The following is a 10,742-nucleotide window of genomic DNA, read 5'->3' as shown; positions in this document are numbered from 1 at the left end:
CAGGGGCAGGGGCAGGGGCAACCGTATCACACTGACAATCCGCGCTCTTGGCCTTGTTGCCCTGATGAGGGGCATACCAGCTCTTCAAGCCACCTTCCAGTCGATCCGCTGCCGCCTTGGGCTCCATCTTGCCAAGCAGCACCGCCTGACTCACCTCGGCCAGTTCATCCCCCAACTTGGGGGTACCACGGGAGAGGATCTGGGTCGCCACCCGAATGGTCGAGTCACACTGATCGCGCCACTCCATCATCTCTTTGGCCGCCGGATTGGTGACATCGAAGAAGTGGTTGGATAGAGAGAAGAATCCCGGCAGCGAGTTGGTATAGAGCTCGGCAAATTGTGGCGTCGTCAGCCACTGCAGGAAGGCCATTGCCCCCTCTTTGTTCTTGCTGGCCGGGTTCATTCCCATACCGATATCGGTGTGGTCGGTAAAGAAGCAGCCATCACCCTGTTTGGCCACCGGCGGACGCATGACGCCAAAATCGACCTTGCCGGTGAAGGGGGCAATCTCCCAGGATCCAGCAACATAGAACGCGGCCTTGCCGGAGGTAAACAGCTCGTTGCTGGTCGCGTAGTCGCGGCTCTCGCCACCTTCACCGAGGTAGGAACGCCAGCGGGCCAACTCGTCGAACACCTTCACATATTGCGGGTTGTCCAACCGCTCCTGCCCGCCGATCAGTGCCAGACGACCATCTTCCCCTTTCCAGTAATTGGGACCAATGTTCTGGAACCCCAGCTCGGAGGCAACCCAGCTCTCGGAACCGCTCATGGCCAGCGGCACATAGCGCCCGTCGGCCTTGATCTTGTCCAGCACGGCGAAGAACTGGTCGCGGGTTTGCGGCAAGGTGATCCCCAATTCACTGAAGATCTTCTTGTTATAGAAGAAGCCATGGATCACCGAGGCCATCGGCACGCAGAAGGTTTGGGCACCAGAGTCAGTCTGCCAGGGTGACTGGGCAAAACTCGGGAAGTTTTCCATCCCCGCCATTTCGGTCAGCTCGGCCAGATGGCCCGCCTTGAACAGGGCGAGTGAGTCATCGAACGGACGACAGGTAATGAGATCCCCTGCCTTGCCGGCCTTCAGGTTCTCCAGCAAGGTAGGCATGTAGTTGACGTTCTGCACCGGATGAAAACGCACCTTGATGCCGGGATGTGCCGCCTCAAACGCCGGAATAATCTTCTGCTCCCACAATGCCTTGTCATCGGTTCGCCAGCTTTCAATCACCAGCTCGCTGGCCATCAGCTGGCCACACAACAGGAGACTCAGGGCTCCAATCCACTTTTTAGACATAAGCCCTCCTAGACCTTGAAATGTGCGATCAATTGCTGCTGTTTGGCGACCAGGTCAGCCAGCACTTCGCTGCTGCTGGCAGATTCGCGCGCCTCCCGCTCGGTCTCGTATGCCACATCGGCGATGCCGGCGATATGACGAGCGACCCCCTGACTGACGGTGATCTGCTCCTGAGCGGCATGGGCCACCTGATCCGCCATCGACTTGATGGCCCCCATCCGATCGGCAATGGATTGCAATGCCGTATCCATCTCGCGAGTCTGCTCGACACAGCTTTGGGTCTGTTCCTGGCTACGCCCCATGACTTCGACCACATGCTTGCTGGAGTTCTGCAGGTTCTCAATCATCCCCTGGATCTCTTCGGTCGAAGTCTGGGTGCGATTGGCCAATGCCCTCACTTCATCGGCTACCACCGCAAATCCGCGTCCGGCATCACCAGCCCGTGCCGCTTCGATAGCTGCATTCAAGGCCAACAGGTTAGTCTGCTCGGCAATACTGCGGATCACATCGAGAATGCTGCCGATGTTATTACTGAATTCACCCAGCTTATAAGTAATACCGACCGCCTCTTCCATGGCGCCCGCCAGCTGCTCAGTGATATGGCGGGTGGTTGCTACCTTCTGGCGACCACTACGAGCCTCATCATCAGCCAGATCCACTTCCCGTTTGGCACCATCGGTAGCACGTGCCACCTCGGTTGCGCTCACCTCCAGCTCGGTAATGGCGGCGGCCACCTGATCGGTCTGGCTCTTCTGCTCCTGCACCCGGGACATGGCCCGTTCACTGATATCGGCCGCCCGGCTCGCCTCATCCACCAGATGGAGGGAGCCCGCATTGATTTGAGAGAGCAGCTCACCAGTCTTGCCCGCCAACATGTCGATAGAACGGGACAAGTTGCCAAACTCGCAACTGCTGCGGTAGTTGATGCGGCGGGTCATATCACCGGCCGCCATGTAATCCAGCTCCTTGTTGATCATCTGCAACGGGCGCTGAATGCTGCGCGCCGTGGTATAGCCGATCACCAGCGCAGCGACCGCCGACATTGCGGCAACCACCAGGATCCAGAAGCTGGCACTGCTGACGGCAGCGTCCGCATTGATCCGACTATCGCTGGCGATGACTCCGGCAGACTTGCCCATCTCGTCAAGCAAATTAAGGCTGTTAACCAGACTGGCATCCAGCTGCTGATTTTGTGCCGCCAGTGACGACTCCAGCTGTTGGGCCTGACGCATGGTCGCCAGCAAGCCCTGAGAGCCGAGCGCCAACTCCTGCATCCGATCCAGGTTGGAGACAAAACGCGCTTTCACATCATCGGGCACCAACACCCGTTCCAGACGCATACGCGCCATCTCGATGTCCTTGCTCAGCACCTTCTCCAGCTCGTTCAGGTCAGTTTTGGCATCGGCACGGCGGATATTCTTCAGATCGCGGGCGATACCCGAGGTAATGAGTTCCGCCTTGTTGCGCATGGAGCGTTTGCTGGCGGTCTGTTGCAGCAGCAGATCCGCCGCCCACTGGTAGGTATCCTCAAGCCGGATAAATTCCATCTCCAGCTTGTGACGCTGATCCAGCGCACTGACCCACTGCCGATGCTGGGCCAACACCTGATCCGCCAAGCCATAAAATTGGGTGGTGGCACTCTCGACCTGCTGGAAGCGGGCACGGGCATCCGCTACGTCGGTAAATTTACCCATCTCCTGACTCAGCTGGGCGAAGCGGTTCTGCTGCTCCTTGAACTGATTGGCCAGCTGCGGCAACTGGGCAGCATCTTCACTGGTGCGATAGACCAGCACCCAGCGGTTACTATCCTGCAGCGCCCCCTTGAGACCTGCGACAGCCACCACCAGCGGAGTTGCCCGATCAGAGACAGCCGAGAGGCCGTCGTTTATACCCTTGATTTTAAAGGTACTGATCACGCCAAGCAGGATCAGCAACAGCAGCATCAACACAAATCCGGCGATGATCCGCTGCACAATAGATAAGCCCATGGAGACATCCTCACTCATTGGGGGAAGGTAAAGTGAACATAGTCACTATCGGCTGGGGTGGCGAATAACTGAAATAAAGCTATGGGTATTTAATTGATTTGTATCGGGCTGGATCACAGTCCAGACAAAATCAGCCATACGAAAAAAGCCCGGCACAAGCCGGGCTGAAAGAGACGTACTTTGCTATCTTCTACGGTCCGTTCAGAACCGCAGTCAGCATCATTAGAAGCGGTAGCCAGCACCCACCATAAAGACCATGGGGTCAATCTTAGCGTTGATGGTACCTACGGATTGAGTATGAACATCAGTCTCAATATCCATAATCCAGGCTGAGCCATTTACAAACCAGCGGTCAGTGATCGCCATATCGATACCAACCTGACCAGCAACACCCCAAGAGCTATCCAGACTGATATCGTCATTTGCCAGTGGTCCACGGCCCTTCTCGTCAAAGAAAGTGGTGTAGTTCACACCTACGCCGACATAGGGGCGCACCTTACTCTGGGCATCACCAAAATAGTACTGGGCCATCAGGGTTGGCGGCAGGTGCTTGATCTTGGCCACCTCGGTATCACCCAGCTTCACTGAGTGGGAGAAGGGTGTTGCAGCCAGTAACTCAATACCAAAATTATCTGTCGCCATATAGGTCAGAGTTAAACCAAGCTGCATATTGTCATTGATAGTCAGGTCTATCGGGGAGGTGCTCTCTTGCGGAGAAACAAAAGCTGCACCACCACGAACCAGAATATCACCAGCCTGATGGGCCATGGCGAAAGGAGAGGTCACTGCAGCGGCAATCATCAGAGGAAGTAATTTTTTCATCACGTAATCCCTTTTTTTGTTTTCATTTGATGCTGTAAGCCCGCTGACTATATGCCTTTGTAAACACCAAGTTATTGACTTGGAGCAAAGGTTGCACAGAAATAAATTGATTGAGATGGCATCTTTGCGCACCATCCCAATCTCGTTGAGTCCCCAGACAACAAGCCGAAATGCCTGTTTGGATAGGCTGTAACTAACCGCTTCCAGCGCCAAAAGGAGCAAACAAACCACATTTTATTGCACGGCAGAGCGGCTATTAATTGTTGTTAATATGGGCAGCTCAGTATTTTTTTGCGCCATGCAAGTGACTGGGAAGTAATGGTTTATTTATGAAATATGAGTCGAGATGGCAAAAGGTGGGGGCCTTTCTCGCAGCCGTGTGGGGAATCGGTTACTTTCTCTTTATCCTGCTCGGTTTTATTGTCGCCCTGGCCTATCTGGTATTGGTGCGGCAGGGTTAATCCGGATTGACAGAGTGCAGCAGGGTGATATTCCCCCCTTCGGTAAGCTGTTCCGGAGTCTGGCACATTCCCTCCGCAGAGAGGGTACCAGCGTAGCCAAACCACCGATTTCGCCCGCCGACTTTGGCCTGATACAGCGCCATGTCCGCCAGTTTGAAGCTGTGACTCCAGAATGAATCCGGACACTCCGGGTGCAACGGATAGCGGCAGAACCCCAGCGACACCGTCAACCAGAGTGGCGTATCCTCTTTGCCAAAGCGGTGTTGCGCGACACGCTGGCGCAGATATTCAACCCGCAGGGCCGGCTCTTGCTCGTCATCCACCTGCAGCAGCAACAAGAACTCCTCCCCGCCCAGCCGGATAATTGGCTCGCTCTCTCCTGCTACCACCTTGCGCAACAAATCAGCCAACTGTTTCAACACCAGATCCCCGATGTCATGGCCCAAGCGATCATTGATCCGTTTGAAATGATCCAGATCCAGCAGCAATAACAACCAAGGCTTGGCCCGGTTGACCTGCAGCCAGCCATCCAGATAGCGACGATTGAAGCAACGGGTCAAGGGATCAGTAAATGCAGCCAGCTCCATCTGACTGGATTTTTCCAGTAAATCATCGTGTTGCTGACTAACCTTGCAGGCCATCTCCCTGAACTTGCCGCTCAGGGTCGCCATCTCTGCGCTGCTGTCGATATAGGGGATCAAGGTGGCATCTGGCCGATCGCCAAAGCGTTGCAGCGCCGACACCAGCTGCTGCAACGGGGTAAGCACAATGCTGTTGAGCCGGTACATGGCGATCATGATGCAAACAAAACTGATAAACAGCATGCTCACAAAGGTCCAGAGCGCCCCCTCTATGACGCCACTCAAGATCTCTCTCTCCTCCTCAATCACCAGAGTCAGCACCGGCTGGTTATCGCTGTTGAGCAGTCGCACCTCTCCCCTAAGCCGTGTAAACCCAAGGTCGATCAGGCGATACGTTATTTGCGGTTTCAGTGGTTTGAAGGTAGCGGTGACATCCAGATTGGCGTGGGAGATCGCCAGAGGCAGCGCGGTACGCTCCGATACCTGCTCGAGATAGGCCTTGTCGAGCCAACGTACAACCAGCAAGAAACCGTTGAACGGAGCCGACTCGTCACTGTTTCTGATCGGCTGCCACGAGTACATCAGCGGCCCCCACTGGGAAGCACGGATCCCGTGCAGATTGATGCCCCCTTCCGCCACCGAGCGCTCCCTTAACTGCTTTTTCAGTTCATCAAGGAAGTAGGGAAACTGATCCGGATTGATCCCCGGCGCATCGGGTAGCAGGGTCCGCGTCCAGATTTCGTAGCCGGCGAGATCCATAAAGCTCATCAGGTTAAGGCTGAAGTCCCGCATAGCCATGTCATTAAACAGATTGGATTCGATATACGCTCTGTTTTTGTTGTCCATAAAACGGTGACTGTCATCCCAGATGCCCCAATCCCGACTGAATGCATCCAGAGCAGCCACATCCGCCTGCACCGCCTTGGTCACGCGCAGCAGATGCTCCTTCATTCGTTGCTCTTCAATCCGGCTGGCGGCCGGGATCTGGGCCCACGCCAGCAGAACCAGCAATAGCAGGATCGCCCCCAGCCAGATGGGGAACATGGAGTAAGCCAACTGATGATCAATCGTGCGCGGAGCCTGAACCATAACCCGATATATCCATTACCATGACGCTGAGATGCCAAGCCTGCTCACACCTGACGAGCTTCCCCCTATGCTCCCGATTTTTATAACAAAAAGGGGCCAAAGGCCCCTCGATTATAACGGCTTATCGCGCCAATAGTGTCCGCAAAAAACGAGCTGTATGAGACTCTTTATTGGTGCAAATCTCTTCCGGCGTCCCCGTCATCAGAATGCGGCCACCACCGGCGCCCCCCTCCGGCCCCAAATCGACGATCCAGTCGGCAGTTTTCACCACATCCAGATTGTGCTCGATGATAACGATGGTGTTGCCGCGATCCCGCAGCTGGTGCAACACCTTGAGTAGCTGCTGGATATCGTGGAAGTGCAGCCCGGTGGTCGGCTCGTCCAGGATGTAGAGGGTCTGGCCGGTATCCCGCTTGGAGAGCTCCCGCGCCAGCTTGACCCGCTGCGCCTCGCCGCCCGACAGGGTAGTAGCCGACTGGCCGAGGCGGATATAAGAGAGGCCGACGTCCATCAAGGTCTGCAGCTTGCGCGCCACTGCCGGTACCGGATCGAAGAACTCGCGGGCATCTTCCACCGTCATCTCGAGGATTTCGTGGATGTTCTTGCCCTTGTACTTCACCTCCAGAGTCTCGCGGTTATAGCGCTTGCCCTTGCAGACGTCGCACGGCACGTAGACGTCCGGCAGAAAGTGCATCTCTACCTTGATGACCCCATCCCCCTGACAGGCCTCGCAGCGGCCCCCTTTAACGTTGAAGGAGAAACGGCCCGGCTGGTAGCCGCGGGAACGCGCCTCCTGGGTGCCAGAGAGCAGCTCGCGGATCGGGGTAAACAGGCCGGTGTAGGTGGCCGGGTTGGAGCGCGGGGTACGGCCGATGGGGCTCTGGTCGATATCCACCACCTTGTCCAGATGCTCCAGCCCCTCGACGCTGCGATAGGGCGCAGGCGTAGACTCGGTCACCTTGTTGAGCTCGCGATGAGCGATGCGAAACAGGGTGTCATTGATCAGGGTCGACTTGCCGGAGCCGGAGACGCCGGTGACGCAGGTCATCACCCCGATAGGTAGATCCAGGTTGACGTTGCGCAGGTTGTTGCCGCTCGCCCCCTTGAGTTTCAACCACTTGCCGGTGAGCGGAGTACGCTCGGCGGGAATGGCGATCTGCTTGCGGCCGGAGAGGTAGTCACCAGTCAGAGACTCTGGATTGTCGATGATCTGCTGGGGGGTGCCCTGCGCCACGATACTGCCACCATGCACGCCCGCCCCCGGGCCGATATCGAGCACATGATCGGCGAGGCGGATAGCATCCTCGTCGTGCTCCACCACGATCACCGTGTTGCCTAGGTCACGCAGGTGAGTCAGGGTCTTGAGCAGCCGTTCGTTGTCGCGCTGGTGCAAGCCGATGGACGGCTCGTCCAGCACATACATCACTCCCACCAGACCGGCACCGATCTGGCTGGCCAGTCGAATGCGCTGCGCCTCACCGCCGGAGAGGGTCTCGGCGCTGCGCGACAGGCTGAGATAGTTGAGGCCCACATTCACCAGGAAGCCGAGCCGCTCGACGATCTCTTTCAGGATCTTCTCGGCGATCTGGGCGCGCTGACCGGTCAGATTCAGCCCTTCGAAGAAGGCCAGCGCATCGCCGATGGACTGCTCGGCGATAGCCGGCAGATTACGGTTGTCGACGAAGACGTGGCGCGCCTCCTCCCGCAGTCGGCTACCCCCGCAGCTTGAGCAAGACTTGTTGGCGATGTATTTGGAGAGCTCTTCGCGCACCGAGTTGGACTCGGTCTCCCGGTAGCGCCGCTCCATGTTGTGCAGGATCCCCTCGAACGGGTGCTTGCGCACCACAACATCGCCGCGATCGTTCATGTAGCGGAACTCGATCTCGGTGCGACCGGAACCGCGCAGGATCACCTCCTGGGTCTTAAGGGGCAGATCCTCCCACGGCGTCTCCAGATCGAACTTGTAATGCTCGGAGAGGGATTTCAGCATCTGGAAGTAGTAGAAGCTGCGCTTGTCCCAACCACGGATGGCGCCGTTGGCCAGACTGATGGCCGGATCGCCGATCACCTTGGCCGGATCGAAATATTGCTGCACCCCGAGACCGTCACAAGTCGGGCAGGCTCCGGCCGGGTTGTTGAAAGAGAAGATGCGCGGCTCCAGCTCCGACATGGAGTAACCGCACTCCGGGCAGGCGAAGTTGGCGGAGAAGGTCATAGGGGCAACCCCCTCCTCCCCGTCCATCGGCACTACCAGTACGATGCCGCCGGAGAGGGTCAGCGCCGTCTCGAACGACTCGGCCAAACGCAAGGCAAGGTCCTCGCGCACCTTGAAGCGATCCACCACCACCTCGATGGTGTGCTTCTTGTGCAGCTCCAGCGTAGGAGGATCGGAGAGATCGCACACCTCGCCATCGATGCGGGCACGGATGTAACCCTGGGCCGCCAGATTCTCCAGCAGCTTGGCGTGCTCCCCCTTGCGATCCCGCACCACCGGGGCCAGCAACATCAGCTTGCTCCCCTCCGGTTGGGCCAGCACCTGATCCACCATCTGGCTGATGGTCTGGGCGGCGAGCGGAATGGCATGGGTCGGGCAACGGGGCTCACCGACCCGGGCGAACAGCAGACGCAGGTAGTCGTAGATCTCGGTGATGGTACCGACGGTCGAGCGCGGGTTATGGGAGGTGGACTTCTGCTCGATGGAGATGGCGGGCGAGAGCCCCTCGATATGGTCGACGTCCGGCTTTTCCATCAGGGAGAGGAACTGGCGGGCATAGGCGGAGAGGGACTCCACATAGCGGCGCTGCCCCTCGGCATAGAGGGTATCGAACGCCAGAGAGGATTTACCCGAACCGGAGAGGCCGGTCACCACGATCAGCTTGTCGCGGGGCAGGGTCAGATTGATGTTCTTGAGGTTGTGGGTGCGAGCACCCCGGACCACGATCTTTTCCATCTTGTTGCACGCTCGATACAGAAACCTGAGCGCGCCAGTATGGCATAGAGACTACTGGATGAATAGACAGGCATTATCTATCGCAGTTATCCTTTTTTACGATGGATAGCCCCTTCGCCACACCCTGACCAAGACGACGCGTTTACCCCCACTCCATACCAGCAAGCGCTCGCCCGCAGAGTGATCAGCTGTTACTATTGGCAGCTAAACTTGGATCAGATAACACTCTGATTGCTGTAACAGTTATAGAAAAACCATGCTGTTCAATATGATAACGACATGGTCATGCAAAAAGCGCGGTAACGAATTTAGTGGGCCCAGGCTTTGCCTGGCCGGAATATAAAGGTGGAAGAGAGATTATGGCCAGTCGAGGCATCAATAAAGTCATTCTGATCGGTAACCTCGGGAAAGACCCGGAAGTACGCTACATGCCTAGCGGCAGTGCCGTGGCCAACATTACTCTGGCTACCTCTGAAACCTGGCGCGACAAGCAGACCGGTGAACAGAAAGAGCGTACCGAGTGGCATAACGTGTCTTTGATTGGCAAACTGGCAGAAATTGCTGGCGAGTACCTGAAAAAGGGCTCCCAAGTCTATATCGAAGGAAAGTTGCAAACTCGCAAATGGCAGGATCAAAGTGGCCAGGATCGTTATACCACCGAAGTATTGGTTGATGGGTTTAGCGGCGTAATGCAGATGCTGGGTGGTCGTGCACAAGGCGGCCAGAGCATGGGCCAAAACATGGGTGGTCAATCCCAGGGCAACTGGGGCCAGCCGCAGCAGAACATGCCTGCTCAGCAACCGATGAACCAGCAGCGTCAGGCACCCGCCCCGCAGCAAAACATGCAGCAGCAAGGCGGTTATGGCCGTCCTGCCCAACAGCCACAATCTGCCCCGCCGGTCTACAACGAGCCGCCGATGGATTTCGACGACGACATCCCCTTCTGAGTTAACCTTAGAGTTATCTGTAAAGAATACATATACAGACCCCTGTTAATTCAGGGGTTTTTGGTTTCTGATGCAGAGAAAATCGTCACATCCCGATTACCTCAATGGTTTCAACGAGACCATCCGTCATTCCGCACCTGATTTTGGCTTTTTCAGTGCTTGACGGCGATCGGTCATTCTGATCTATTACTCTCTTTTGCAGGTAGATCATCATGGCCGCTCCCACTATCTCTATCCGTAACCTCGATCACCTTGGTTTGGTCGCCGCACTCTGCCAAGAGCTGGGGATTGCCCGCATGATCGATGCCGTACTCCCCAAAACGCCGCCTTTTAAGGTCTCACATGGTGAAGCCTTGGTCGCCATGATAGTGAACGGCCTCGGCTTTCACAGCAGCACCCTGCACATGTTCCCTCAATTCTTCGCTAACAAGCCGGTTGAGCGTCTGATTGGCCCCGGGATCTGTGCTGATGACCTCAATGATGATGTGCTCGGGCGCTGTCTCGATGCCCTCTTCGAGGCCGATGTCAGCACCTTGTATCAAGTGATGGCAGCGCAAGTTGTCGAGCGGCTAGGGCTCAAAAGCACCGCAGTACACCTCGATATCACCAGCTT

The 10,742-nt window shown here is 56.8% G+C and carries 8 protein-coding genes; 3 read left to right on the top strand and 5 right to left on the bottom strand.

What is annotated here, in order from left to right; translation table 11 throughout:
* From BN1117_RS03665 to BN1117_RS03655, 3 genes are all read right to left on the bottom strand, one after another.
* A partial coding sequence (locus BN1117_RS03665; RefSeq protein WP_040094904.1) for an ABC transporter substrate-binding protein occupies nt 1-1,291 on the bottom strand: 1,291 nt, incomplete at its 3' end.
* An 8-nt stretch (nt 1,292-1,299) separates the two neighbouring features.
* Nucleotides 1,300-3,279: a HAMP domain-containing methyl-accepting chemotaxis protein gene (locus BN1117_RS03660; RefSeq protein WP_040094903.1), complete on the bottom strand. Its 1,980-nt coding sequence runs from the start codon at nt 3,277-3,279 to the stop codon at nt 1,300-1,302.
* Between the two features lie 222 nt (nt 3,280-3,501).
* Nucleotides 3,502-4,101 carry an OmpW family outer membrane protein gene (locus tag BN1117_RS03655; protein WP_040094902.1) on the bottom strand — a complete coding sequence of 200 codons (600 nt, stop codon included), beginning with the start codon at nt 4,099-4,101 and terminating at the stop codon, nt 3,502-3,504.
* A gap of 329 nt (nt 4,102-4,430) precedes the next feature.
* Between BN1117_RS03655 and BN1117_RS19930 the strand changes: the two genes are divergently transcribed.
* Nucleotides 4,431-4,562: a hypothetical protein gene (locus BN1117_RS19930; RefSeq protein WP_280135995.1), complete on the top strand. Its 132-nt coding sequence runs from the start codon at nt 4,431-4,433 to the stop codon at nt 4,560-4,562.
* On the opposite strand, the gene BN1117_RS03650 is transcribed toward BN1117_RS19930, so the two are convergent.
* Both BN1117_RS03650 and uvrA read right to left on the bottom strand, forming a co-directional pair.
* The gene (locus BN1117_RS03650; protein ID WP_040094901.1) at nt 4,559-6,232 is read right to left on the bottom strand and encodes a sensor domain-containing diguanylate cyclase; all 1,674 of its coding nucleotides are present in this window, start codon (nt 6,230-6,232) and stop codon (nt 4,559-4,561) included. The two genes, BN1117_RS19930 and BN1117_RS03650, sit on opposite strands and share 4 nt — an antisense overlap.
* 121 nt (nt 6,233-6,353) lie before the next feature.
* Nucleotides 6,354-9,182 carry an excinuclease ABC subunit UvrA gene (uvrA, locus tag BN1117_RS03645; RefSeq protein ID WP_040094900.1) on the bottom strand — a complete coding sequence of 943 codons (2,829 nt, stop codon included), beginning with the start codon at nt 9,180-9,182 and terminating at the stop codon, nt 6,354-6,356.
* A 359-nt stretch (nt 9,183-9,541) separates the two neighbouring features.
* Here uvrA and BN1117_RS03640 point away from each other — a divergent pair, with 359 nt between their 5' ends.
* The gene (locus BN1117_RS03640; protein ID WP_040094899.1) at nt 9,542-10,129 is read left to right on the top strand and encodes a single-stranded DNA-binding protein; all 588 of its coding nucleotides are present in this window, start codon (nt 9,542-9,544) and stop codon (nt 10,127-10,129) included.
* A gap of 212 nt (nt 10,130-10,341) precedes the next feature.
* Nucleotides 10,342-10,742 (top strand): IS1634 family transposase (locus tag BN1117_RS03635; RefSeq protein WP_040094898.1); only part of this gene is annotated, 401 nt, incomplete at its 3' end.

This window comes from Aeromonas australiensis, assembly GCF_000819725.1.
Taxonomy (GTDB): Bacteria; Pseudomonadota; Gammaproteobacteria; order Enterobacterales; family Aeromonadaceae; genus Aeromonas; species Aeromonas australiensis.
Note: the sequence above shows the minus strand (reverse complement) of the source record. Positions and strands in the feature narration are given on the sequence as shown.

What these genes read in the sequence shown, in the direction of transcription:
- BN1117_RS03660 (WP_040094903.1), bottom strand. Translation starts at nt 3,279, where the DNA reads ATGGGCTTATCTATTGTGCAGCGGATCATCGCCGGATTTGTGTTGATG.
- BN1117_RS03655 (WP_040094902.1), bottom strand. Translation starts at nt 4,101, where the DNA reads ATGAAAAAATTACTTCCTCTGATGATTGCCGCTGCAGTGACCTCTCCT.
- BN1117_RS19930 (WP_280135995.1), top strand. Translation starts at nt 4,431, where the DNA reads ATGAAATATGAGTCGAGATGGCAAAAGGTGGGGGCCTTTCTCGCAGCC.
- BN1117_RS03650 (WP_040094901.1), bottom strand. Translation starts at nt 6,232, where the DNA reads ATGGTTCAGGCTCCGCGCACGATTGATCATCAGTTGGCTTACTCCATG.
- uvrA (WP_040094900.1), bottom strand. Translation starts at nt 9,182, where the DNA reads ATGGAAAAGATCGTGGTCCGGGGTGCTCGCACCCACAACCTCAAGAAC.
- BN1117_RS03640 (WP_040094899.1), top strand. Translation starts at nt 9,542, where the DNA reads ATGGCCAGTCGAGGCATCAATAAAGTCATTCTGATCGGTAACCTCGGG.